The organism is Bacillus sp. JJ1533 (genome assembly GCF_036965045.1).
In the GTDB taxonomy this organism is placed as follows: domain Bacteria; phylum Bacillota; class Bacilli; order Bacillales; family Bacillaceae_L; genus Ferdinandcohnia.
In genome coordinates, this window is sequence record NZ_JBALOV010000007.1 from 145,153 (window position 1) to 171,785 (window position 26,633).

22 protein-coding genes, 1 other RNA gene, 1 pseudogene and 1 other annotated feature are annotated in these 26,633 nt (G+C 38.7%); of the genes and pseudogenes, 21 read left to right on the forward strand and 3 right to left on the reverse strand.

Annotation, left to right across the window (positions count from 1 at the left end; genetic code table 11):
• The 9 genes and pseudogenes from V7138_RS04920 to yajC form a co-directional block, all read left to right on the forward strand.
• Nucleotides 1-1,173 (forward strand): annotated as a pseudogene (locus V7138_RS04920) (hypothetical protein); the annotation flags it as partial.
• A 226-nt stretch (nt 1,174-1,399) separates the two neighbouring features.
• The gene (locus V7138_RS04925) at nt 1,400-2,299 is read left to right on the forward strand and encodes a YhcN/YlaJ family sporulation lipoprotein (protein ID WP_335394636.1); all 900 of its coding nucleotides are present in this window, start codon (nt 1,400-1,402) and stop codon (nt 2,297-2,299) included.
• A gap of 161 nt (nt 2,300-2,460) precedes the next feature.
• Entirely contained in the window at nt 2,461-2,988 is a 528-nt protein-coding gene (locus tag V7138_RS04930; protein WP_335394637.1) for an intercompartmental signaling factor BofC, read from the forward strand.
• Nucleotides 2,989-3,097: 109 nt separating this feature from the next.
• Complete coding sequence (ruvA, locus tag V7138_RS04935; RefSeq protein ID WP_335394638.1) at nt 3,098-3,700, forward strand: Holliday junction branch migration protein RuvA; 603 nt, start codon at nt 3,098-3,100, stop codon at nt 3,698-3,700.
• A gap of 13 nt (nt 3,701-3,713) precedes the next feature.
• On the forward strand, nt 3,714-4,715 hold the full coding sequence (gene ruvB, locus V7138_RS04940) for a Holliday junction branch migration DNA helicase RuvB (protein ID WP_335394639.1): 1,002 nt from the start codon (nt 3,714-3,716) through the stop codon (nt 4,713-4,715).
• Nucleotides 4,716-4,725: 10 nt separating this feature from the next.
• On the forward strand, nt 4,726-4,917 hold the full coding sequence (locus V7138_RS04945) for a DUF2905 domain-containing protein (RefSeq protein WP_335394640.1): 192 nt from the start codon (nt 4,726-4,728) through the stop codon (nt 4,915-4,917).
• A gap of 25 nt (nt 4,918-4,942) precedes the next feature.
• On the forward strand, nt 4,943-5,968 hold the full coding sequence (gene queA / locus V7138_RS04950) for a tRNA preQ1(34) S-adenosylmethionine ribosyltransferase-isomerase QueA (protein ID WP_335394641.1): 1,026 nt from the start codon (nt 4,943-4,945) through the stop codon (nt 5,966-5,968).
• A gap of 56 nt (nt 5,969-6,024) precedes the next feature.
• Nucleotides 6,025-7,164: a tRNA guanosine(34) transglycosylase Tgt gene (tgt, locus tag V7138_RS04955; RefSeq protein WP_335394642.1), complete on the forward strand. Its 1,140-nt coding sequence runs from the start codon at nt 6,025-6,027 to the stop codon at nt 7,162-7,164.
• A 40-nt stretch (nt 7,165-7,204) separates the two neighbouring features.
• Nucleotides 7,205-7,465, forward strand: a complete 261-nt coding sequence (gene yajC / locus V7138_RS04960) for a preprotein translocase subunit YajC (protein ID WP_116351614.1) — start codon at nt 7,205-7,207, stop codon at nt 7,463-7,465.
• 39 nt (nt 7,466-7,504) lie between these two features.
• Here yajC and V7138_RS04965 read toward each other — a convergent pair whose 3' ends face one another.
• Entirely contained in the window at nt 7,505-7,888 is a 384-nt protein-coding gene (locus tag V7138_RS04965; protein WP_335394643.1) for a TIGR04086 family membrane protein, read from the reverse strand.
• A gap of 192 nt (nt 7,889-8,080) precedes the next feature.
• Here V7138_RS04965 and V7138_RS04970 point away from each other — a divergent pair, with 192 nt between their 5' ends.
• Entirely contained in the window at nt 8,081-8,746 is a 666-nt protein-coding gene (locus tag V7138_RS04970; protein ID WP_335394644.1) for a DUF421 domain-containing protein, read from the forward strand.
• Nucleotides 8,747-8,770: 24 nt separating this feature from the next.
• Here V7138_RS04970 and spoVB read toward each other — a convergent pair whose 3' ends face one another.
• Nucleotides 8,771-10,333: a stage V sporulation protein B gene (gene spoVB / locus V7138_RS04975; protein WP_335394645.1), complete on the reverse strand. Its 1,563-nt coding sequence runs from the start codon at nt 10,331-10,333 to the stop codon at nt 8,771-8,773.
• Between the two features lie 138 nt (nt 10,334-10,471).
• On the opposite strand from spoVB, the gene V7138_RS04980 reads away from it, so the two are divergent.
• The 7 genes from V7138_RS04980 (at nt 10,472) to dtd (ending at nt 20,114) form a co-directional block, all read left to right on the forward strand.
• Complete coding sequence (locus V7138_RS04980) at nt 10,472-10,753, forward strand: post-transcriptional regulator (RefSeq protein ID WP_335394845.1); 282 nt, start codon at nt 10,472-10,474, stop codon at nt 10,751-10,753.
• A gap of 148 nt (nt 10,754-10,901) precedes the next feature.
• On the forward strand, nt 10,902-13,151 hold the full coding sequence (secDF, locus tag V7138_RS04985) for a protein translocase subunit SecDF (RefSeq protein WP_335394646.1): 2,250 nt from the start codon (nt 10,902-10,904) through the stop codon (nt 13,149-13,151).
• A gap of 127 nt (nt 13,152-13,278) precedes the next feature.
• Entirely contained in the window at nt 13,279-14,175 is an 897-nt protein-coding gene (locus V7138_RS04990; protein WP_335394647.1) for a cation diffusion facilitator family transporter, read from the forward strand.
• Between the two features lie 201 nt (nt 14,176-14,376).
• On the forward strand, nt 14,377-16,731 hold the full coding sequence (gene recJ / locus V7138_RS04995; protein WP_335394648.1) for a single-stranded-DNA-specific exonuclease RecJ: 2,355 nt from the start codon (nt 14,377-14,379) through the stop codon (nt 16,729-16,731).
• Nucleotides 16,731-17,243: an adenine phosphoribosyltransferase gene (locus V7138_RS05000; RefSeq protein ID WP_335394649.1), complete on the forward strand. Its 513-nt coding sequence runs from the start codon at nt 16,731-16,733 to the stop codon at nt 17,241-17,243. The genes recJ and V7138_RS05000 overlap by 1 nt, the downstream gene beginning before the upstream one ends.
• A 224-nt stretch (nt 17,244-17,467) precedes the next feature.
• A complete protein-coding gene (locus V7138_RS05005) occupies nt 17,468-19,657 on the forward strand; it encodes a RelA/SpoT family protein (protein ID WP_335394650.1) in 2,190 nt (729 codons plus the stop codon).
• A 16-nt stretch (nt 19,658-19,673) separates the two neighbouring features.
• A complete protein-coding gene (dtd, locus tag V7138_RS05010; protein ID WP_335394651.1) occupies nt 19,674-20,114 on the forward strand; it encodes a D-aminoacyl-tRNA deacylase in 441 nt (146 codons plus the stop codon).
• Between the two features lie 91 nt (nt 20,115-20,205).
• Here the strand turns inward: dtd and V7138_RS05015 are convergent, their stop codons facing one another.
• Nucleotides 20,206-21,996, reverse strand: coding sequence for an SH3 domain-containing protein (locus V7138_RS05015; protein ID WP_335394652.1), 1,791 nt, complete (start codon nt 21,994-21,996; stop codon nt 20,206-20,208).
• 137 nt (nt 21,997-22,133) lie between these two features.
• Between V7138_RS05015 and V7138_RS05020 the strand changes: the two genes are divergently transcribed.
• The 4 genes from V7138_RS05020 to ssrS all read left to right on the forward strand — a co-directional run bounded on the left by V7138_RS05020 (nt 22,134) and on the right by ssrS (nt 26,488).
• Nucleotides 22,134-22,310, forward strand: coding sequence for a hypothetical protein (locus V7138_RS05020; RefSeq protein WP_165439132.1), 177 nt, complete (start codon nt 22,134-22,136; stop codon nt 22,308-22,310).
• Nucleotides 22,311-22,409: 99 nt separating this feature from the next.
• Nucleotides 22,410-22,776: a binding site (T-box leader), on the forward strand.
• Nucleotides 22,777-22,958: 182 nt separating this feature from the next.
• Nucleotides 22,959-24,227 carry a histidine--tRNA ligase gene (hisS, locus tag V7138_RS05025; RefSeq protein WP_335394653.1) on the forward strand — a complete coding sequence of 423 codons (1,269 nt, stop codon included), beginning with the start codon at nt 22,959-22,961 and terminating at the stop codon, nt 24,225-24,227.
• A gap of 11 nt (nt 24,228-24,238) precedes the next feature.
• A complete protein-coding gene (aspS, locus tag V7138_RS05030; protein WP_335394654.1) occupies nt 24,239-26,008 on the forward strand; it encodes an aspartate--tRNA ligase in 1,770 nt (589 codons plus the stop codon).
• A gap of 288 nt (nt 26,009-26,296) precedes the next feature.
• Nucleotides 26,297-26,488: non-coding RNA, 6S RNA (gene ssrS, locus V7138_RS05035), on the forward strand.
• Nucleotides 26,489-26,633 lie beyond the last annotated feature (145 nt).

Genomic DNA, 26,633 nt, shown 5'->3' on the forward strand with positions numbered 1-26,633 from the left:
ATGCCACAAGCACAGCAGATGCCTGTTATGCCACAAATGCCATTGCAACAGCCTGGAATGTTCAATAATTGTTTGCCTATTTCACCGGTAATGCCAGGTGATGGTTTTAATTATATTCCAGGGTTTCCAGGATTTCAGGGAGGTTTTCCGCCACAGGGCCCATTTAACCCAATGGGAGGATTCCCACGAACTGAGGGTGTAAAAGAGGAAGTTAAAGAACATATGGCACCAGTACAAATGGCACCTATTCAAATGCCGCCTGTTCCAATGCCGCAGCAGCATCCATTTGAAATTGATATTAACAATTACAATGTCATGCAGACACAAATGCAAATGCCTCAAATGGTGGCAGGTGTTGAGGAAGAAATACCTGAAATGCCACCACAAATGGCACCAATGCAAGCACCACTAATGCCGATGGGACCTTGTGTGCCGATATCACCAGTAATGCCAGGTTCTGGCTTTAATTTTGTTCCTGGGTTTCCGGGAGGGGTTCCGTCACAGATGCCATTTAACCCAATGGGTGAATTCCCACGAACAGAAGGTGTAGAAGAGATTAAAGAACAAATGGTACCGATGCAAATGCCTCAGCAACATCCATTAGATATTGATATTAACAATTACAATGTCATGCAGACACAAATGCAAATGCCTCAAATGGTGGCAGGTATAGAGGAAGAAATGCCTGAAATGCCTCCTCAAATGGCACCAATTGCTCCAATGCAAGCACCACCGTTACCAATGGGACCTTGTGTACCCGTTACACCGGTAATGCCAGGTTCAGGTTTTAATCCGGGATTCCAAGGACCAGGACCAATGCCGTATGGATCTGGTTTGCCAATCCAAGCTCCACAACAAGCTGTGGGTCCAGCAATGGGGTATAATCCTGCACCAGGTTTTGCGGGACCAATGAATCCGCAATTTATGCCACCACAATTCTATAATCAAAGAGATTGTGGATGTGGTGGTCCAAAGCAGCCATTTGTAGGGCAATTTCCACAACAAGGCTATCCGATGATGGGCCAACCAGGGTTTCCAGGACAATTTCAGCCACAATTCCAAGGCGGTTTTCCAGGATACCAAGGTGCTCCATTGGGCATGAATCCAAATCAACAAATGGCTTTTAACCCAATGTTTAACATGCCTGATGTCGATGATGACTTAGACGATTAAAAAATGTAAATAAAATTTTGCAAGGGCGAATAAGAAATTCGTCCTTTTATTTTTTAGTATGTTGTTTTAAAAAGAATTTAATTGGAAAAAGTAAATAAATAATCACTCATATATGTCCAAAATTTAATTAACTTGCAAATATCTAACAGAAATAATCCCCCTACGATAAGCCAACCTATAAAATGAACATGTATTTATGTTCAAAAGGTCAAAGGGGGTTATTGTATTGAGGAAAATACTCTATTCAGTATCAACTGCAGCATTATTGCTTGGTGGTCTAACGGCATGTAATACTGACCAAGGTGCATCGCCAAATAGGGATTATAATGATAACGCCAGACCAATTGGGTATTACTCAAACGAAAACAATCGTGATCGGAATGGTAATGGTACTCGCGACAACGATGGCCCATTAACAGAGATTATGGATCGTAACGGCAACAATTTCAACAGGAATGACCGCACCGGTGTTATGAACAACAGAAACGATCGAAATAGAACCGGTATCATGAATAACCGGAATGACAGAAATAACAACAATAACGGTATGTTTAACAACGATAAGACAAGCAAAAATCGTCCTGGTATTATGAACTATCGCGATGAACAGCGCCGAAATGGCATTATGAACAATCGTGATGGTCGTACAATAAACCCTTTTAATGATGGCAATCCAAATACAATTGGATATAATACGCATGGATATGCAGATCGCAACTATCACAGCCATCTAAATGATAATAACCATAAGGTACAAACATATGGATATTACAATGACAATGGGAAATTAGTCCGTAAAATTTCCGAACGTGCAAATAAGGTTAAAAATGTCGATGATGCTCGTGTGATCGTAACTGATGATAATGTATTGGTTGCTGTTGATACAAATGACAATAATAACCGCAACAATGTCCAAAATGCGGTTAAAAAGGCAGTTGCACCGCTCGCTGGTAATCGAAACATTAATGTTGTAACAGATGAGGGTACATTTACCCGCGTTCGTGACATCGATAATGATATCCGTAATGGAAACAGACGTGAATCAATTGATGCTGATATAAAAGACCTCTTTAACAACATTGGCAATACAATAAAAGCACCATTTACAAATGATAATAGGGGTTAAGTATAAAGGATGTCCTTTTGGGCATCCTTTTCTATTGAAAATAAAATGAAGTTAAAGATGGATAAACCTGTTAATTATGGTCACACTAATGGGTGTAGGGTGCTCATTGCGATTCTAAATAGTAAAGTAGTTGGCAACTAATTGTAAGAGGTGATGCCAAAATGAGAACGATAGCAAAAGTGATTATTTGTCTAGCGGTTGTATTCATATTGCCAAGCTTTTCGGGAAATAGTGCGGAATTAACCGATAAAAGGGATGATGCAGTTCAAGAGGTAAATGGTCCGTTAGAGGTCACAGTCATTCTTGAACGAGTTTATGTTGATGGTGAGGTAAGCGAAGAAATATTAAAAGAAACCATTCTATCGATGGAAGATTTTTGGGCACATTACGAGGATTGGAGCTTAGTTCACCAGGATGATGCTCAGGTTGTCTTTCAGCAACGAGTAGATGATATCTCGCCATTACTGAAATCAAATGGCTATTTTGGCTTAACGGAAGATGGTATTTTATCTATTTTTAACGGAAAACCAGATGAATCAGAAAAAGTTATTCAATCTTTCTTTCAAATCGATGTAGGAAAGCTTGAGAGCTACCAGCATGATTTATTGAAAAAGGGCATCAAGGTAGGTACAAAAGACGAATATATTAAAGTGATTGAAACCTATAAAACATATACATCTTCCCCATAATTACTAAATATTTGAGAGACTAGGAAAGCTTCTAGTCTCTCTTTTATTTTAGTGTTTTTGGGATGAATATGATAAAATAATGTACAGCAAAGTAGGGGAGAGAAGATTTTTGATTGAATTTATTAAAGGAACGGTGGAGTATATAAATCCTGAATACATTGTGGTTGAAAATAACGGAGTAGGCTATCAAATATATACACCTAATCCATTTATTTTTAAAAGAGAAAATCAGGAAACCGTTTATACATATCAGCATGTTCGAGAGGATATACTGGCTCTCTATGGCTTTAAGACACGTGAGGAACGTGCTTTATTTTTGAAGTTGTTAAATGTTACAGGTATCGGGCCAAAAGGTGGGCTTGCCATTCTTGCATCAGGAGAACCAGCACAGGTTATTCGAGCGATTGAGAATGAGGATGAAAAGTATCTAATAAAGTTCCCTGGTGTAGGGAAAAAGACTGCACGTCAAATCATTTTAGATTTAAAAGGGAAACTAAACGATCTCATGCCATCATTACATCCAGATTTATTTACCGAAGATCACGAGCTAGACATGAATAGGAGTCATACTGAACTAGATGAGGCTGTGGAAGCCTTAAAAGTGTTAGGTTATGCAGAAAGAGAAATTAATAAAGTATTGCCAGATTTAAGAAAAGAAGAGCTGTCGACAGATCAATATATCAAAAAGGCTTTACAAAAGCTTTTAAAATAAGGGGGTCGCCTGAATGGAGGACAGAATCGTTTCAGGGAGTGCTAATTACGAAGAGTCGGCAATTGAGCAAAGCCTTAGACCACAAACCTTATCTCAATATATTGGTCAAGAGAAGGTTAAATCGAATTTAGCGATTTTTATTGAAGCTGCAAAAATGAGACAGGAAACCTTGGATCATGTGCTATTATATGGACCTCCCGGACTAGGGAAAACGACACTCGCTACGATAATTGCAAATGAAATGGGTGTCAATATTCGTACAACCTCTGGACCAGCAATAGAAAGGCCAGGTGACCTGGCAGCTATTTTGACAGCACTTGAACCAGGTGATGTCCTTTTTATTGATGAAATCCATCGACTTCAGCGATCAATTGAGGAAGTTTTATATCCTGCAATGGAGGATTTTTGCTTAGATATCGTGATTGGAAAGGGAGCGGGCGCTCGCTCTGTACGACTGGATTTGCCTCCATTTACTCTAGTTGGAGCAACAACACGTGCTGGTTCATTATCCGCACCATTACGGGACAGATTTGGAGTGCTTAGTCGTCTTGAATATTACAATGAAAATCAGCTTGCTGATATCGTAACGAGGACAGCGGAATTATTGGAAGTAGAAATCGAGGACCAGGCAGCACATGAAATTGCAAGACGGTCACGAGGTACGCCAAGAATTGCCAACCGTTTGCTAAGGCGGGTTAGGGATTTTGCACAAGTACGTGGTGACGGAACCATTTCGACTCAAATGGCGAATACCGCTTTAGAATTACTTCAGGTTGACCGTTTAGGACTTGATCATATTGACCATAAATTACTTAAAGGCATCATTGAGAAGTTTCGTGGTGGTCCAGTAGGACTTGAGACCATTTCCGCAACAATTGGAGAAGAAGCACATACAATTGAGGATGTATACGAGCCATATCTTCTGCAAATCGGCTTCTTGCAGCGAACCCCACGTGGTCGAGTCGTAACCGAACATGTATATCGACATTTTCAAATTGAGATTCCGAAGGAGTAGGTAATGGATCATGGGAAAAATGCTAATGATAATGGGGAGTTTACTATTAGTTGTCGGTTTTATCATGCATTTTATTGGAAAGTTGCCAGGGGATATTGTCGTGAAAAAAGGGAATACAACGTTTTACTTTCCAATTGTTACATCGATCGTCATTAGCATTGTATTATCATTGATTTTTTACATAATGGGTCGATTTCGTTAGAAGACATCAGAAATAAGGTGAAAACATGAAAGTAGATTTATTTGATTTTGATTTACCAGAAGAGTTAATCGCTCAAACACCGCTAGAAAATCGCGAGGCATCAAGGTTAATGGTAGTAGATAAAGAAACGGGTGAAATTACTCATACCCATTTTCGCTCCATTCTTTCATATTTAAACAAAGGAGATTGCTTAGTCTTAAACGATACACGTGTGCTCCCAGCCAGACTTTATGGCGTAAAAGAGGATACAGGCGCAAAAGTTGAGGTACTGCTATTAAAACAAAAAGACGGAGATACATGGGAAACCCTTGTGAAGCCTGCAAAACGTGTAAAGGAAGGGACTGTGTTAACCTTTGGTGACGGCCGATTAAAAGCAACATGTACGGAAACCGGCGATCACGGTGGCAGAATGTTGGACTTTCACTACGAAGGAATTTTTTACGAGGTTTTGGATGCATTAGGTGAGATGCCATTACCTCCATATATTCACGAACAATTGGATGATAAGGAACGATACCAAACGGTATATGCAAAGCATCGAGGCTCTGCTGCAGCACCTACAGCAGGACTTCATTTTACAGAAGAGTTACTTCAGGAAATTCGCGATAAAGGTGTACATACAGCATTTATCACCTTACATGTTGGGTTAGGAACCTTCCGTCCGGTAAGCTCCGATACAATTGAAGGTCATGATATGCATTCGGAATTTTATCAAATGACCGAGGAAACGGCTACACTATTAAATGAGGTGAAGGCAAACGGTGGAAAAATTTTCTCTGTTGGAACTACCTCAACAAGGACACTTGAAACAATCGTAAAAAATCATGGGAAATTTGCAGAGTCAAGTGGTTGGACAAGTATTTTCATTTATCCTGGATATCAATATGAAGCAATTGATGGACTGATCACAAACTTCCATCTACCTAAGTCCACTCTTATCATGCTTGTGAGCGCGTTAGCAGGGCGCGAGAATATCCTACATGCCTATAACGAAGCGGTAAAAGAACGATATCGATTCTTTAGTTTCGGAGACGCAATGCTTATAAAATAAAATGGAATTTTTGGGTGGTGGAATACCACTGCCCTTGATAAAGGAGACAATTATCAGTGACAGCAATAAGATACGAACATATTAAGACTTGTAAGCAGACGGGTGCAAGACTAGGAATTGTACATACGCCACATGGTTCTTTTGAAACACCTGCATTTATGCCGGTTGGAACTCTTGCAACGGTAAAAACGATGTCACCTGAAGACCTGAAGGAGATGGGTGCTGGAATTATTTTAAGCAATACCTATCATCTTTGGTTAAGACCAGGCCATGACATTATTAAAGAAGCTGGTGGCTTACATAAATTCATGAATTGGAATAGAGCCATTCTTACTGATTCAGGCGGTTTCCAGGTATTTAGTTTAAGTGAATTTCGAGAAATTAAGGAAGAAGGTGTTCATTTCCGTAATCACTTAAATGGTGATAAGTTATTTTTATCTCCTGAAAAAGCAATGGAAATTCAAAATGCGCTGGGATCTGATATTATGATGGCATTTGATGAATGTCCTCCATATCCAGCTACCTTCGAATACATGAAAAAATCTGTTGAGCGTACAAGCCGCTGGGCTGAGAGATGTCTAAAAGCTCATAGCCGACCGCAGGACCAAGGACTATTTGGGATTGTACAGGGCGGAGAATATGAAGAGCTTCGTAAGCAAAGTGCAAGAGATTTAGTATCCTTAGATTTTCCAGGGTATGCAGTCGGTGGATTATCAGTTGGTGAGCCTAAAGATGTGATGAACAGAGTGCTTGAGTTTACGACACCACATTTACCAACTAATAAGCCTAGGTATTTAATGGGGGTAGGGTCACCGGATTCTCTTATAGACGGAGCAATCCGCGGAATCGATATGTTTGACTGTGTACTTCCAACTAGAATTGCTCGTAATGGAACCTTAATGACAAGTGAAGGTCGATTAGTTGTGAAAAACGCAGAATATGCCCGTGATTTTAGACCGCTAGATGAAAACTGTGATTGCTACACTTGTAAAAATTATAGTCGTGCATATATTCGACACTTGATTAAAACAAGTGAAACATTTGGAATTAGACTTACTACTTATCATAACCTGCATTTTCTGTTAAAATTAATGGAGCAAGTCAGACAAGCGATTCGTGAAGATCGACTTGGAGACTTCCGTGAAGAATTTTTTGAGCGATACGGTTTCAATAAACCAAACGCGAAAAACTTCTAACAAATAGAGTAATAAAGAATGAAAGCGGGAGGTGAAATGAATGGAAGGTATTTTAGGAACAGTTGGTCCTCTAATTTTAATGTTTGCGATTTTCTATTTCTTGTTAATTCGTCCACAACAAAAGCGTCAAAAGGCTACGGTTCAAATGCAGTCGAATCTTGCAAAGGGAGACAAGGTAGTAACTGTTGGTGGCTTACACGGAATTATTGATTCAATCGATGAAAACAAGGTTGTCATTAAATCGGGCAATGCGAATCTTACATACGATAGACAAGCAGTACGTGATGTCATTAAGGACTAATGAACAGCAAAAAAGAGCGTCTAAAGCGCTCTTTTTTTACTATGCTTCCCTTCTTGATGGTGTAGTCATGTTCACTCCGAAAATTCCACCAATGACCGCAGCCGCTAAAAACCCAATATGATACATTGATTGCTCAGCTGTAAAGGTAGTATCATACCCTAAGAATTGAACGATAAACACAATAATCGAATATAAAACTCCTGTTCCGCCACCTATTAGCCAGCCTTTTTCCTTCCCTTTTCCACCAGATACAAAACCTCCGATAAACAGCGCAAGGAAGGAAGCACCTAATATAACCCAAGACATGGATGACTCTTGAAGTGAAGTAAACCGTAGTAATAGTGAAATAAGTAAACTTGATACAATAACGATTACAAAAATTGTTACAACTCCATAAACCATTGCAACTCCCATTTTTCTCATGGTATTCTCTCCCCCTCGTTTTCCCTTAGTACGAGCATATTCATGTCCATAATGAATTAGAATAAAAAGTACAAACTTTTCTGTTAACAAAAGCAGGGATGGAAAAACCTATGATGTTTTTCTTTAAATTGTGCAAACTAACATGTATGATGTTTTTCTAATCATTAACTCATATGAGAGGGGGCTTTCATTATGGGGGAATACCTCATCATAATAGGGAGGACTGTTTTACTTTATGTAATCATTCTTTTGATATTTCGGTTAATGGGTAAGCGGGAAATTGGTGAACTAAGTCTTCTGGATTTAATTGTATCGATGATGATTGCTGAAATGGCTGTCATCGCTATTGAATCTACAAAAGATCCAATTCTGCATTCCGTCATACCAATGGTCTTACTTCTGATTATTCAATATACTCTTGCCCTCCTTTCATTAAAAAGTAAAAAAATAAGACAAATTATCGACGGTAAACCAACCGTTATTATTAACAAGGGTAAAATTGATGAACATGCCATGAGGCAGCAACGTTATAATCTGGATGACCTTTTAATGCAATTACGTGAAAAGAATGTGAAGAACTTAGCGGACGTAGAGTTTGCGATCTTGGAATCTTCAGGTGAATTGTCGGTTCTGGCAAAGAACCAAAATCAATCCTCTCAACCAACCGATTATACAATTGATTTGCCTCTAATCCTCGACGGCCTAATACAGGATGAACATTTAAATCAAATTAATAAAACTAGAACATGGTTGCATTCTGAACTAAAGAAGCTTGGGCATAGCGATATGAATAAAATATCCTATTGCAGTTACCATCATGGCAAACTACATGTCGATATCAAGGATGAAAAGAGGTAACCGCTTTGGTTACCTCTTTGTCCATCATAACAACCATGCAAGCTTAGGACCAATAAATGGTATTCTCCTCACTTCTTCTTTTGTTAAAAGTTTAAAAATAAAAAGGCAGACAATATAAATGAGGGAAGTTATGCCAATTGCTGCCAGCGTTCGGATGGTAAGGGAACTGTCTGTTAGAAATAGTTGATAAAAATAGTGTCCACCGATTCCGGAGAGAACCATTGTGATACCACTCTTTAGATAATCCCGAATATAGAAGCTATAAGAGATGACTTTTACGATTGTTGAAAAGTGAAGCAATGTGACGAGCATCATCCCAATAACAATGGCAAGAGCTGCCCCCATGATCCCAAAGGATGGCCTAGTCGCAAGAACAAAGATAGCAGCTGTTTTGATGATATTTCCAATGAAACTATTTATCATTGCGGCTTTTGCCAAATCAAGTGCCTGCAGGGTAGCTTGAAGGGGCCCTTGAAAATAATAAAAGATAAAAAATGGAGCCATAACCTTTATATAAATGGCTGAATTACTATTTCCATACATAAGTTCCATAACAGGTGATGCAAACACATATAATACAACAATTGCCAATCCGCCTGACACGAGTGATAGTCGCAATGCCTGTTTTAGACGGTATTCAATTAATAATGTTTGTTTTTTTGCTGCAGCTTCACTAATTGAAGGAACAAGTGCTGTAGACAGGGAAGTTGTAATAAAAGACGGAAGCATGAGCAGTGGTAAAGCAAAACCTGTAAGTTCACCATATTGTCTAGTCGCAAGATGGGTTGCAACACCAGCTAATGCTAAACTTTGTGCCACTACAATCGGTTCAAAAAACCAGGAGATGGACCCGATAAGTCTACTTCCCAATGTTGGAACGGCAATTCTGGTCAAATCATTGAATGTTTGTTTTCCGTGCTTTGCTGAATGGAAGAAGTTCTTTCGAATCCGAATTCGTTTTTTCATTTTAAACATTAAGAATAAATAAAGTAATGACATGAATTCTCCAACAACAGCTGAAAGCATTGCACCTGCTGCGGCGTATTCGATTCCCATCGGTAAAAAAGCTTTCGTAAATACATAAACTAACGTAATTCTAACGACTTGTTCAATGACCTGTGAATAGGCAGGTGGCTTCATGTTTTGACGGCCTTGGAAATAGCCGCGGAGTACAGATGAAATCGCCACAATTGGAACAATCGGAGAAATGGCTAATAAAGGATAATACGTTCTTTGGTCAGTTAGTAAAGTCTCGGATAACAAAGGTGCAAGAAAAATCATCATTGGTGTAAAGATAATACTTAATGTACCTGTAATGGATAGAGAAACAACCAAGATTTTTTTAATCCTTCTCTTATCCCCTTGTGCTTCTGCTTCTGCAACTAGTTTAGAAATGGCAACTGGCAATCCCATCTGGGTTAATGTAATCGTGAGTACAAAGGTGGGGATTGCCATCATATAAAGTCCCACACCTTCTTCACCTATAAGACGTGCGACAACAATTCTATTGATAAATCCCAATATTCTTGTAATAAGACCTGCGATAATTAAAATTAAAGTTCCTTTAAGGAATGTTTGCTTTGACAATTCGTTTTCCCTACCTTCTCAAAAAAGGTGATATCATTTACAATTAACTATATGCTTGATATGTGGCCAAGCATGACAAGTATTCGTTTATAGAGAGAAAAATGGGAGAGATGACGAGTGAACCAAACAGAGACTCACATGTATGAAAAGTTTCGTGAAACAGTTCGTCCATTTTTAAAAAGTAAATTGGAGGAATTCAAACTTTACGGTTATGAAAGTGTGAAAGAAGAAGAACTTTGGGAGTTCTTGAAAAACAAAACATGGAGAAAAGAAAAAGAAGAAAAGCGTTTGCATCAAATTGTTAACGATATTTTATCTATTAAAGTTGGAGATTATATGAACTATGCAACAGTAGAAGCTTTCAAATCACCAAATTGGTTTGAAGGAGAAGGAAAAGACGTATTAGATAAGCTATTATAATCCTTTTTTTGAAACTTTTTTTTGATGTGGCAAGGTCATTCACAAAAACTGCAATTGACATGAAAATCGCATTGTTTCATAATTGTGATGGAGAGCTTAAAGGACAAGCCTTGTTTTTTAAGCTAGATAAAGGAGGATCTACATACTTATGGTTAAAAAAGGCCGCATCGTGGTGTTTTTCTTAGTGGTGCTTCTCTTTGGAGCGTTAATCGGAGCTACTGGCACAGACACTGCAAAAAATATAAAATTAGGACTTGATCTTCAAGGTGGTTTTGAAATTCTTTACGAAGTAACACCAGCTAAAAAAGGCGATGTGATTGATAAAGAAGCCTTAGTAAGTACGGTAAATGCATTAACTAACCGTGTAGACGTGCTAGGGGTAAATGAGCCAAATATTCAAATTGAAGGAAAAGATCGTGTTCGTGTGCAATTAGCGGGTGTAGAGGATCAAGATAAGGTTCGAGAAATACTCTCAACCCAAGCTAAACTCACATTTAGAGATGTAAATGATAATGTATTGCTGGACGGTTCCCAACTAGCCCAAAATGGGGCTAAACAATCATTTGATAAAATGGGTTCACCAGCTGTTTCTTTAACAGTTAAAAATCCTGACGATTTAAAAAATGCAACCCAAAAGGTTTTGGATTATGGTAGTCCAAATAACCTCATGGTGATTTGGTTAGACTTTGAAGAAGGTGTAGATTCCTTTGAGGCTGAAAGTAAGAAACCGAATCCAAAGTATCTTTCAGCTGCAGGTGTAGACCAAGTATTCAATACGAAAACAGTATCAATCGAAGGTGGCAATTTTACGGTTGAATCAGCAAATGAACTTGCTTCCTTATTAAACGCAGGCGCACTTCCAGTTGATTTGACAGAAATTTATTCCACTTCAGTTGGAGCGAAATTTGGTGAGCAAGCATTAGATAAAACTGTTTTCGCAGGGGCAATTGGTATATTTTTAGTGCTATTATTTATGCTTGTATTTTACCGATTCCCAGGTTTAATTGCTGCGATTACATTAAGTATCTTTGTTTATTTAAACCTACTCGTGTTTGATTGGATGAATGCGGTCCTGACACTTCCGGGTATAGCAGCCTTAATCCTCGGGGTAGGTATGGCTGTGGATGCCAATATTATTACGTACGAAAGGATCAAGGAAGAGATAAGGTCTGGTAAATCCATCCTATCGGCATATCGTACAGGCAGTAAAAACTCATTCCTGACAATCTTTGATGCGAACATTACAACCCTATTAGCTGGTGTGGTTTTATTCATTTTTGGTACAAGTGCCGTAAAAGGCTTTGCTACGATGTTAATTGTAAGTATATTGTTAAGCTTCTTAACTGCGGTTTATGGAAGCAGACTTTTACTAGGTCTATGGGTAAACAGTAAATTTTTAAATAAGAAACCAAGCTGGTTTGGTGTCAAACAAAGTCAAATTCGAAATCTAGCGGATGCCGATCCAGAAGGATATTTTCCAACTCGATTCGATCGCTTTGACTTTGCTAAGCATAAGAATAAATTCTTCATTGCGTCTGGCCTTATGGTTGTCATAGGGATTGTGGTATTGGTCATTTTCAGACTTAATCTTGGGATTGATTTTGTTGCCGGTACGCGAATGGAAGTACTTGCAGACCATCCAATCTCTCAAGAGGAATTTACAGATGAACTTAGTAAGCTAAATTTAGAAGCTAAGGAAATTGTGATTTCCGGGGATAATAATAATATTGGAGTTGCTAGATTTGCCGATGAACTTTCAAAAGATGAAGTAAGCAAGGTAAAAGCTCATTTCCATGATTTGTATGGGGCAGACCCTAATGTAAGTACAGTCTCTCCAACTGTTGGAAAAGAATTGGCACGTAATGCATTCCTGGCAAGCTTAATTGCGATGCTTGGTATCATCATCTATGTCGCATTCCGTTTCGAATGGATAATGGGACTAGCAGCAATTGTCGCGCTTTTCCATGATGCATTCTTTATGATTGTGATTTTTAGTATCACTCGCTTTGAGGTGGATGTCACCTTCATCGCGGCCATCTTAACCATTATTGGTTACTCTATCAACGATACAATTGTAACCTTTGATAGAATTCGTGAACTAATGAAGAAGAAAAAGCGTATTAAAACATATGAAGATCTTGCTAGTGTCGTAAATATGGGATTAAGACAGACGTTAAATCGTTCCGTAAATACGGCGATTACCGTACTCTTCACTAGTGTTGCATTATTGCTATTAGGTGGACAAGCGATTACCAGCTTCTCCTTTGCATTAACGGTTGGTTTGATAGCAGGTATGTATTCATCCATCTTCATTGCAGCACAGCTTTGGTTAGTATGGAAAACAAAGCAAATTACGAAAAAACGCCCAGAAAAAACAGAGGTAGAATCACAAGTGTAACAGTAAAAAGTCGTGAGTTATCACGACTTTTTATTTTCTCATTATACTTGATGGATTGCTTTAGTTTTGGTTACACTAAAAAGCATGTGTCATATTCTCAAACTTACGTGGGGAGGATGAGGATTTTTTGAAAGAGAAAGATCGTTTTAAACAAGCTGAAAAAGCCATCATCATTGGTGTTGTGGGGAATATTATACTAGCGATAATTAAATGGGTTATTGGGGTTCAATCCAATAGCCGGGCGCTTATAGCTGATGCCGTCCACTCGGCTTCAGATGTAGCAGGTTCAGTCGCTGTTTTCATCGGTGTGCGCGCTGCGAAAAGACCCCCCGATGAGGACCATCCATATGGACATGGGAAAGCTGAATCTGTTTCAGCTATCATTGTTGCTGTACTTCTAGCACTTGTGGGCTTTGAGATTGGAAAAGCATCCATTGAGGCATTTTTTAAGCCTATTGAAGTTCCCAAGACAATGGCCATTTATGCTGTGTTATTCTCCATCATTATTAAGGAAATCATGTTTCGTTATAAATACAATCTTGGAAAAAAGATTAAGAGTGATGCACTCATTATTAATGCGTATGATGATCGCTCCGATGTATTTGCATCAATTGCAACCCTTGTAGGAATCGTAGGAGCAATTGTCGGTGGATATTTGGGGATTGATTGGCTTGTTTATGCAGACCCTGTGGCGGGACTTGTGGTTGCTGTCCTCATTGTTAAAATGGCATGGGAATTTGGAACCGAAGCCATACATAATACATTAGACCATGTGTTACACGACGAAGATACTTCAGAATTTAGAAAGCTGGTTATGTCTGTTCCCGAAGTGAAAAAAATTACAGAGCTTCATGCGCGTGAGCATGGGCATTACGTGATTGTCGATTTAAAAATTTCTGTTGACCCATACATAACGGTGGAAGAAGGCCATAAAGTCGGTAAAAAAGTAAAAGCAAAGCTGATGGAACATGCACAAGTACACAATGTTTTTATCCATATTAATCCGTACTCAGAAGACGATTAACTTTAATCAGCTTTAAAGCTGATTAAAGTTAAAGCCTACGGCGGATGCCACAGATTTTCAAAGGGAATTTTTCGAGCCAGCTCGAAAAATTCTGGGCGCAGATCGGCCAAGGCGTATCTGATTAAAGTAACTAAAATAAATGTCAATCATTGTATCACACCTCTTGCTTCGGTATAATAGTGGGGTTAAGGGGTGAAACTTTTGTTACAATCTAAAACTCGTTGGAAAGTAAATGAATACAACCAGATAAATACAAATCTACTAGTGAAAGAACTGCAGGTTACACCTCTAGTAGCATCCCTGCTAGTAAATAGAGGGTTTACTACCGTCGAATCAGCACGAGAATTTTTAGAACCAGATCAACTTCAGTTCCACGATCCATTTCTACTTGATCAAATGGACACGGCTATCGAAAGAATAACGAAAGCTATTGAAAATGCGGAACGAATTTTAGTATTTGGTGATTATGATGCAGATGGTGTTAGTAGTACAACCGTTATGGTAACTGCATTAAAAGAAAAAGGTGCACAGGTTGATTTTTATATTCCCAATCGATTCACAGAAGGTTATGGACCTAATGAAACAGCTTTCCGATGGGCTAAATCAGAAGGCTATTCTCTAATCATAACCGTAGATACTGGAATTTCTGCCCTTCATGAGGCTGAAATTGCAAAAGAATTAGGAATCGATTTAATTATTACTGACCACCATGAAGTTGGTCCTGAACTACCAGTTGCAACGGCAATTATCCATCCGAAAAAGCCGGACAGCAGGTACCCGTTTAAAGAATTGGCTGGTGTTGGAGTTGCTTTTAAAGTTGCTCATGCCTTGCGAGGCGAAGTACCTGCAGATTTACTAGATGTAGCTGTAATTGGAACGATTGCTGACCTCGTTCCGCTGCATGGAGAAAATCGTCTTCTTGCCAGGAAGGGAATAAGAGCCTTACAAAATACTAAGCGGCCAGGATTAAAGGCATTATTGAAAAAAGCCAAAATAGAATCCAATGAAATTTCTGAGGAAACCGTTGGATTTGCAATTGGACCAAGGATTAATGCAGTTGGTCGTTTGCAATCTGCCGACCCTGCTGTTGATTTAATGATGACAAATGATCCTGAAGAAGCTTCATATATTTCAGATGAAATTGAGGAACTGAATAAGGAAAGACAGCATTTGGTTAATCAAATGACACAGGAAGCGATTCAAGAGGTTGAAGAAAACTATCCACCTTCCTCCAATTCAGTGTTAGTTATTGCGAAAGAAGGCTGGAACTCTGGTGTTATCGGAATTGTTGCTTCACGATTAGTTGATCGCTTTTATCGACCTACAATTGTCTTAAGCGTTGATCAAGAAAAAGGACTGGCAAAAGGATCTGCAAGAAGTATTGCAGGCTTTAACCTATATGAGAGCCTCTCAAAGTGTCGTGATATATTGCCTCATTATGGAGGACATCCGATGGCAGCTGGAATGACCCTTAAAGTAGACGATGTCAACGACTTAAGGAATCGGTTAAATGGAATCGCAAATGAAGTGTTAACACCTGAAGACTTTCAACCGATTACAAATATAGATGCAATTTGCAGTATTCAAGATGTTTCAATTGAATCCATTTTAGAAATGAATAAATTAGCACCTTTTGGAATGGGAAATCCCAAACCAATGCTGCAAATTAATGATGTTCAAGTCAATACAATTCGTAAAATCGGAGCGGATCAAAGTCATTTGAAAATTGTTCTTCAGGATGATCCATATACGTTAGATGGTGTTGGCTTTGGGTTGGGACATACCTGTGAAGGAATCTCACCATTATCAAAGGTGTCGGTAATTGGGGAGCTATCCATCAATGAATGGAACAATAGCCGGAAGCCACAAATTATGCTGCAGGATATTGCTGTTAATGAGTGGCAATTATTCGATATTCGCGGCATGCGTAATTTTACAACCTACCTTGAGAAATTGAAGGATGACAATCTTCAACTAATTGCCTTTTCGGAAACGACGATTGATAAGCTGGGATTAAACAATCATAAGGTTAACGTTGTTTTTTCCATGGATGAAGCAATTGGACTTCAATGTGGATCCAAACATGTTATTCTTCTTGACTTACCTGTTGATGATGAGTGGATCAAAGCCTTATTTGAGACAGGGTTTCCAAATCGCATTTATACATTATTCTTTCATGAGCAGGACCATTTTTTCAGCACAATTCCGACTAGAGAACATTTTAAATGGTTTTATGCATTCTTGGCGAAAAAAGGTCCGTTTGACATGAATCGCTATGCCCAAGATTTAGCAAAATATAGAGGATGGTCGAAAGAAACAATTGATTTTATGTCACAGGTGTTTTTTGATTTAGATTTTGTTAAAATAGACAATGGGTTTATAACTTTATCAAATCAAGCTAAGAAAAGGGATTTGACTGAATCAAGAACATATCAATTGAAAGCAAAAAGAATTGAATTGGAAAAGCAATTATTGTATTCATCATATCATCAATTAAAGCATTGGTTTGATGCAATAAATCAAGGTTCGCATTCGCTTGAGGAGGCAATTAAATAATGGATTTAGAAAAATTTATCGAGATAGTTGACGACTATCCGAAACCAGGGATTAAATTTAAGGATATTACGCCTTTAATGAATGACGGTGAAGCGTATAAATATGCTACAGACCAAATTGTGAAATATGCTAGAGAAAAAGATATAGACCTTGTCGTTGGTCCGGAGGCCCGGGGCTTCATTATTGGTTGTCCAGTAGCATATTCACATGGTGTCGGCTTTGCTCCTGTTCGAAAGGAAGGTAAACTTCCAAGGGACGTTATCAAAGTAGATTATGGTTTAGAGTACGGAAAAGATGTCCTAACCATCCATAAAGACGCTATTAAACCAGGTCAACGTGTATTGATCACAGATGACTTATTAGCAACTGGTGGAACAATCGAGGCAACCATCAATCTAGTTGAACAGCTCGGCGGTGTAGTAGCTGGGATTGCATTCCTAATTGAACTAACTTACCTAGACGGCCGTAAAAAGTTAGACGGCTATGATGTGTTAACACTAATGAAGTTTTAATTTCTTTTAAAAAGCGCTCAGTTAGAGTGCTTTTTTTAGTAGAGACTTCGTTATTTGCGGTAAAAAGACTATTTTTTCAATACAATCGGCAATATTTCTGTTATTTCCCTTTACAAGTTTAGAGATTTTCAAGATAATAGTAACAATAACCTAATTTAATATTTAAAAAAGATTCAAAGAATTTTTTCTTTGAATCTTTAATTTCTAAAAAGGTGATAAAGTCTATGGCAAACGAACAGGTCTTAACTCCTGAGCAAGTGATAGAAAAAGCAAAAAAATATTTGAACGATAATGATATTGAGTTTGTTAATCGTGCGTATAAATTTGCGGAGGAAGCACATAAGGAGCAATTCCGTAAATCTGGTGAACCCTATATCATCCATCCAGTTCAAGTGGCAGGTATTTTAGTGGATCTTGAAATGGATCCTTCTACAATTGCTGGTGGATTTTTACACGATGTAGTGGAGGATACGAATATCACACTTCAAGAAATCAGTGATGTGTTCACTCCTGAGGTTGCCATGCTAGTTGATGGAGTTACAAAACTAGGAAAAATTAAATATAAATCACAGGAAGAACAACAGGCTGAAAATCATCGAAAAATGTTTGTTGCAATGGCTCAGGACATTCGTGTTATTTTAATTAAACTTGCAGACCGTTTGCACAACATGCGTACACTTAAGCATCTCCCACCAGAAAAACAGCGCAGGATATCCAATGAGACTCTTGAAATATTTGCCCCATTGGCACATCGTCTGGGTATTTCAAAAATAAAATGGGAGCTTGAAGATACGGCCTTACGTTATTTAAATCCACAGCAGTATTATCGTATCGTCAACCTGATGAAAAAGAAGCGTGCAGAACGTGAGGAGTATCTTGAGGAAGTCATTGAAGAGGTTAAGAACCATGTTGAAGAGGTTTCAATTAAGGCGGATATTTCGGGACGTCCAAAGCATATTTACAGCATATATCGTAAAATGGTCCTGCAAAATAAGCAGTTTAATGAAATCTATGACCTCCTGGCAGTTCGGATTGTCGTTAGTAGTATAAAAGACTGTTATGCGGTTCTAGGAATCATTCATACTTGCTGGAAGCCAATGCCTGGTCGATTTAAAGACTATATTGCAATGCCGAAGCCAAATATGTATCAATCCCTTCATACAACTGTAATTGGTCCTAAGGGCGACCCACTTGAGGTTCAAATACGAACAGTAGAAATGCACCAGATTGCCGAATATGGAATTGCAGCCCATTGGGCTTATAAAGAAGGTAAACAAGTTAACCAACAATCTTCTTTTGAAGAGAAATTAACATGGTTCCGTGAAATTCTGGAATGGCAAAACGATGCTTCAAATGCAGAAGAGTTCATGGAATCCTTAAAAATTGATTTATTTTCCGATATGGTCTTCGTCTTTACACCAAAGGGAGACGTTATGGAGCTCCCATCTGGATCAGTTCCAATTGACTTTGCATACCGCATACACTCTGAAATTGGTAACAAAACAATCGGTGCGAAAGTAAATGGAAAAATGGTGACTTTGGATTATAAACTAAAAACGGGGGATATCATCGAGATTTTAACCTCGAAGCATTCTTATGGTCCAAGTCAGGACTGGATTAAACTTGCCCAAACATCACAGGCAAAAAACAAAATTCGTCAGTTTTTCAAAAAGCAACGCCGTGAAGAAAACATTGAAAAAGGAAAAGAGCTCGTTGAAAAAGAGATTCGTAACCTTGAGTTTGAAGTAAAGGATATTTTAACACCCGAAAATATAAAAAGGGTTGCCGAGAAATTCAATTTTTCAAACGAAGATGATATGTATGCAGCGATTGGATATAACGGAATTACCGCAGCCCAAATCGCCAATCGTCTAACGGATAAATTACGAAAGCAACGGGATCTTGAACAGGTTGCCGAAACAGTATCAGAGGTAAAGCAGGTCTCAAACCGCTCGAAACGAAGAGATTCTGGTGTACAGGTGCAAGGAATAGACAATCTATTGATTCGTCTATCGAAATGCTGTAATCCGGTTCCAGGTGATGAAATAGTTGGTTTCATTACAAAAGGCAGAGGCGTATCTGTTCATCGTGCTGATTGCCAAAATGTGCATACAAAGGATGCGCAGCAACGCCTTATTGAGGTTGAATGGGAAAGTAATTTAAATGATCGAAAAGAATTTAATGTTGAAATTGAAATTAATGGCTATGATCGTCGTGGATTATTAAACGAAGTTCTCCAAGCGGTAAATGAGACAAAAACAAACATTTCGGCTGTTTCAGGAAGATCAGACCGTAATAAAATGGCAACGATTAATATGTCCATTTCCATTCAAAACGTAAGTCATCTTCATAAAGTTGTGGAACGGATAAAGCAAATTCGGGATATTTATTCGGTTCGACGTGTAATGAGTTAAGAAGGGGAATTATCGAATGAGAGTTGTTGTACAACGTGCGAAAGACGCTCGAGTTATGGTTCAACGTGAAGAAGTGGGTTCTATCAAAAATGGGTTGATGCTTTTGGTCGGCATTACACATAACGATACAATGGAAGATATCAAATATGTAGCCGATAAAATTGTTAATCTTCGCATCTTTGAGGATGATGAAGGAAAAATGAATTTATCTTTACTTGATGTAAAAGGGGATATTCTTTCTGTATCCCAGTTTACATTATACGGAGATTGCCGAAAAGGTAGACGCCCAAACTTCATGGATGCTGCAAAACCTGAATTTGCGGAAAAGATGTATGATCTTTTTAATTCAGAACTCCGAGAAAAAGGTGTAAATGTTGAGACGGGTTCATTCGGAGCAATGATGGATGTCCAATTTACCAATGTCGGACCAGTCACGTTAATAATAGAGAGTAAATAAGAAAAGTGTAAGGTGCCCGATAGCGCCTGACACTAGACAATAATAAATGCCTCAAAAGCGATTTGCTTTTGAGGCATTTTTCTGTAAAAGTTTATTTACTTTTAAAATATTGGGCTAGCCCATAATAAATGCCATTTGACACATTTTCTTGGAAATTATTGGTGTTTACTGTATACTCTTCTGTTGGATTGCTTAGGAATCCTAATTCCAATAAGACAGAAGGGTTTCTGTTTTCTCGTAATACTTGATAGTTCCCTTGACGATGCTGTCTGTTTTTGAATCCCGTGTTCTTTACAAGCTCCGATTGAAGAGTAGAAGCAAGTCCAACATCAATATTTTTATAATAATAGGAAGTTACTCCGCGTACATTTCGGTCATAAATACTATCATAGTGGATGCTCACAAAGGCATCAGCGTTTCGATAATGAGAGATACTTACCCTTGAACGTAAGCTTACATAATTATCACTATTGCGTGTCATGACTACATTAGCACCAGACGCATTTAGTTTATCCACAACCATACTAGCTGTACGCAAATTTAGATGTTTCTCGTAAGAACCACTTACTCCAATGGCACCACTGTCATTTCCTCCATGACCAGGGTCAATAACGATCGTTTTTCCTTTTAAATATTGATTCACACCTGGACGTTCGACAATGTTCTGCGCACCATTGACTGAAACAAGCCAACCCGCAACATAGCCAATTTTATTTCCAGGAAGGTTAATTTTATACCAGTCCCCGTCCTTGGTAACCATTGCAAAAGAATCGCCCTCGTTCCCCCGTGCAACTACTGAATGTGAAGTAGAGGCCCCTGAACGAATATTTGTACCATTGTAAAGGATCTTAACTGTGGATTGTCCAGTACTTGGTGTTTCTGTTTTTGTATCCATCTGAACATCTAAATACCAGCTAGCAATCCAGCCTTTCGTTCCGTTCGATAATGTAATGCGGCTCCAATTATTTACTTCCTCATCAATTGTTACCTTATTCCCTTGCTTTAGGCTTCCAATAATTTTACCCGAAAGGGAACCACTATCTCGAACATTTAAGCTAGATGCTGTAACAATCCCTATCTTACCCTGGTTTGACGGGCTTTTGGGTGGTGTAGTAGGCTGAGATGGTTTTTCCTCCTCTTTAGAAGAAATCCCTGCAACAAAATCTCTATGTATCCAAGCAGAACGTCCGCCAAACACAATTTCTAACCACTTTTCTCGCTCATTTGTAATCGTAACATTTGCATTTTGCTTTAGCTTTCCAATGACTCTACCTTGCAAATTAGGCTGATCCCGCACATTTAGAATAGAAGCAGTAATAGTGCCGGTTTTTTTAGCAGAGCTTGAATTTGAAGTTGGATTCGAATTCGAGTTCGTTGAACCAGTTGTCTGCTTTGCCTTGATAAATTGTGAGGAAACCCAACCAACATGTCCATTAAATGAAAGTTTAGTCCAATTCTCATTTGCCTCAATAAACTTGGCCTCGTTCCCTTTGTTTAACGAACCAATTATTTGGAAACTTGTTCCAGGACCACTCCGAAACCTTAGTCCATCTACGGTTGATACAACGGTTGATGACGTAGTAGTTGGAGATGAGTTGGATTGGTTTTCTTTTATAAGCCATGAAGCAACCCAGCCTGTTTTTCCTGAGGAAAGCTGTAGCTTAACCCACTCATTTTTCCTTTCAATGATGGTATACTTTTCCCCTTGTTTGACCTGTGCTGTTCTTCCGTAGGAGAGTCCAGGGCCTTCTCTTACGTTTAAGACAGAAGTATTAATGACTGCGATTGATTCTGCATTTGTCAGTTTTCCAGGGTTTATTGTAACTGAAAAAATAATTGCGAGTAGGAACGCTAGTCCCAGTTTTAAAATCTTGTGTAACACTTAAAAGCCTCCTTGAGTAAAAAACATAGCTTTATAAGATTTCGCCATAAATAAAAATATTCCTGTTTTTAATAGAAATAAAATCATAAAAATGGGAAAGATACGTAATAGTTTAACATGAAATAGGAGTGATTTGGGTGCGATTTAGCGAAAAAAGCAACAATGTACAAAATACAGGCGGAAATGTATTTGGGGTGGATTTTCACGATTTTATTCAAAAAGAGCAATCGTCAACATATGTTGAATTAGCGAGTGAATTTGGTGTTTCGGTGAGAGATGTAAGAAACTTAAAAAAGCAATTACATCGTTCCTAATCGATATGATTGATCGTAAATCAAAAAAAATCATTCTAAAACTTGACATGAACTGAGTTCATACGTATGATTATATAAAATTCAACAAAATAATAATAACTTGAACCAATGATGGGGAAAAGTAGATAGGAATACACATGAATAGAGAGGGAATGTCAAGGGCTGAAAACATTCCTGCATGATGACTTATTGAACGAACACCTCGTAGGTTTCTCTCTGAAAAAGCAAGTGCTCTAGTAGGAGTTGAACGTTTCAGGCGTTAACTGATCGAGTGAAAACTAAAACAATTGTCTCTAAACGACCTAGAAGCAAGAAGGTCGAGGCAGTGAGTTTTCGAGAAACGCAAATGCACGTTCTTGGTGCATGCGTATCGCAGAAAACGAAGCTAACGAAGAGATTCGCCGCTTATGGGGCGTTTAGTTTTAACTAGGGTGGTACCACGGGAACACAAGCTCTCGTCCCTACAAGAAATTGTAGGGATGGGAGCTTTTTTTGGTTTAACTTTATTTAACAGGCCCCTGTTAAATAAAGTTAAAGCCCTCCGGGGGATGCCACAGATTTTCAAATGAATCTTTTCGAGTAAACTCGAAAAAATCTGGGCGCAAATACGCCAAGGCGCATTTGAATAGTAGTAAGGAGGAGTAAACAATGGTTAATATTCCTAGAGGAACGCAGGACATTCTTCCAGGTAATGTGGAAAAGTGGCAATATATTGAGGAAAAGGCTCGAGATATTTGCAAAAGATTTAATTATAAAGAAATTCGGACACCAATCTTTGAACATACAGAACTATTTTTACGAAGTGTTGGTGAAACCACAGATATCGTAACAAAAGAAATGTACACTTTTGAAGACCGTGGAGAACGAAGCCTAACCCTTCGACCGGAAGGCACCGCAGCTGTTGTACGTTCATATGTGGAAAATAAAATGTTTGGCAACCCGACCCAGCCAACAAAACTGTATTATTGTGGACCAATGTTCCGATACGAACGTCCGCAAGCTGGTCGCTTCCGTCAATTCGTTCAATTTGGAGTAGAGGCATTAGGAAGTAATGACCCTGCTATCGATGCAGAAGTCATTGCACTCGCGATGGAACTCTACAAATCACTTGGATTAAAAAAACTTAAGCTTGTCATTAACAGCCTAGGTGATACTTCTAGTAGGAGTGCACACCGAGACGCCCTAATCGCACACTTTTCTCCTAGAATAGGCGAGTTTTGTTCAGACTGTAAATCAAGACTTGAAAAAAATCCAATGCGAATTCTGGATTGTAAAAAAGACCGTGATCACGAGTTAATGCATTTTGCACCATCTATTCTCGAATATTTAAACGAGGAATCGAACGAGTATTTTAATAAAGTCAAGACATACTTAACAGATTTACAGATTGATTTCGAGGTGGATTCAGGTCTAGTTAGGGGCTTGGATTACTATAACCACACAGCTTTTGAAATTATGAGTGATGCAGAAGGCTTTGGCGCCATTACGACCCTATGTGGCGGAGGTCGCTACAATGGTTTAGTGGAAGGACTTGGCGGACCTGAAACCCCAGGCATCGGATTTGCTTTAAGTATTGAGAGGCTTTTAGCCGCATTGAATGCAGAGGGAATTGATCTTCCAGTAGAAGAACGCGTGGACTGCTATATTGCTGCAATCGGGGATGCTGCGACTTCAAAATCTGTCTATTTAGTAAATCAACTTAGAAAAGCAGGCTTAGTTGCTGAGAAAGACTATTTAAATAAAAAAGTAAAAGGCCAATTCAAAGCAGCTGACAGATTACAAGCTAATTTTGTTGCAATTTTAGGCGATGAAGAATTAGAAAGAAATGTGATAAATGTAAAAAACATGGAAACTGGAAACCAAGAAGAAGTTGATATTGAGCAATTTATAAACTATATACTTGAAAAAAGTCACTAGGAGTGGGAGACATGTTTGGAAGAACGTATTATTGTGGTGAAATCACCGAACAAGCAATTGGCGAAAAAGTAACCTTAAAGGGTTGGGTTCAGCGAAGAAGGGACTTAGGCGGACTTATTTTTATTGACCTAAGAGACAGAACAGGGATCGTCCAAATTGTAGTTAATCCTGAAGAATCCAAGGAAGCATTAGAAATTGCCGAAACTGTAAGAAGTGAATATGTATTAGATATTGAAGGAACAGTTGTGGCTCGTGATGAATCAACAATAAACAATAATATTACGACCGGAAAAATCGAAATTAAAGCAACGGATGTCAAAATCATAAATGAAGCAAAAACGCCCCCATTTATGATTGAAGACCGTACCGATGTTTCTGAGGATTTACGTTTAAAATATCGTTATTTAGATCTTCGCCGACCGGCTATGTTTGAAACCTTTAAAATGCGTCATAATGTCACGAAATCAATTCGAGACTATCTCGACGGTGAAGGATTCTTAGATATCGAAACACCTATTTTAACAAAAAGCACACCTGAAGGTGCCCGGGACTATCTAGTACCAAGCCGAGTACACCCTGGTGAGTTTTACGCCTTGCCACAATCACCACAAATTTTCAAACAGCTATTGATGGTAGGTGGATTTGACCGTTATTATCAAATTGCTCGTTGTTTCAGAGACGAGGACCTGCGTGCTGACAGACAGCCGGAATTTACACAAATTGATATCGAAACGTCTTTCATGAGTCAGGAAGATATCATGGCCATGGCTGAGCAAATGATGAAAAAGCTTATGAAGGATGTAAAAGGAATGGACATCGAGCTTCCATTACCACGATTAACTTATGAAGATGCAATGAACCGTTATGGTTCGGACAAACCTGATACTCGTTTTGATATGGAATTAATCAACCTATCTGAAGTTGTAAAGGATAGTGGATTTAAAGTCTTCAGCAATGCAGTGGCAACAGGCGGTCAGGTAAAGGCAATCAATGCAAAGGATGCTGCTGATAAATACACTCGTAAAGATATCGATGGACTTACTGAATATGTAAATCGTTATGGTGCTAAAGGATTGGCATGGTTAAAGGTTGAAGAAGATGAATTAAAGGGTCCGATTGCTAAGTTCTTTGATGCAGAAGAGCAAAAAACATTAAGAGCAGTTTTAGAAGCTTCAGCGGGAGATCTACTCTTATTTGTAGCGGATAAGCCAAAAGTTGTTGCAGATGCATTAGGTGCACTTCGATTAAAACTTGGAAAAGAGCTTGATGTAATCGATGAGTCTAAGTTTAATTTCCTTTGGGTGACTGACTGGCCACTATTTGAGTTTGATGAGGAAGATGGACGTTATTATGCAGCCCACCACCCATTTACAATGCCAGCAAGAGATGATATTGAGCATTTGGAGAGCAAACCATGGGAAGTAAAGGCACAAGCATATGACCTTGTATTGAATGGCTATGAGTTAGGTGGGGGCTCCCTTCGTATTTTTGAACGTGACATCCAGGAAAAGATGTTCAAAGTTTTAGGATTTACTGAAGAGGAAGCAAAGGAGCAGTTTGGATTCTTATTAGAAGCTTTTGAATATGGAACACCACCACATGGTGGTATTGCATTAGGACTAGATAGACTTGTTATGCTATTAGCGGGCAGAACAAATCTTCGTGATACGATTGCCTTCCCTAAAACTGCAAGTGCAAGTGATCTCTTAACAGATGCACCGGGTGAGGTAAGCAAGGCACAATTGAACGACTTGTATTTGTCGTTAAATGTTCGAAAATAGCGAACAAAACCCTTTTTGGTCAACTTGTAAACACGAATCTGGTGTGTTATTATTGTGACATAAAGTTAGAGTTCAAAAAGGAGGATGAAAAGGACCAAGAAGTTCGAGGCGGCGCAGCTTTGAGTACCGGAACGTATGTAGTTAATACGTGAGGAACGGAAAAACAAGCCAACGAGCTTCCACAGGATGTGGTGACTTCGACGTTCGACACAGGACGTGTCGGCCGTTAGTCGAAGTTCCTCTTGCGATGTGTCATTTTCACCGGACTTTTTGAACAACCTCTAAGTTGAAGTCCTGATGTGTTTGTCGTATAACCTATTGTTTTGACCGAACAATAGTTTATACGGGAACCCGGAGTTTTCGTACTTGCGTAAATGCCTCAGTTTTCGCTAATAGTGGACTTACTAAAGTCGAAATAGGGTGCCCACCTGCGGAGAGCGGGTTCAAAACTAAGGCATCGACGGCACGATTGGGACTTCTACAGAAAGACTAACTCAACCAACAAAACCCTGTTTACTTTTTTGTAAACAGGGTTTTTTATGTAAAAAATAACTAATTTCATATAGAAATTCTTGAATTTAGATGAAGTATGTTATATTCTAATTCTGGTAAAAATACAACAAAG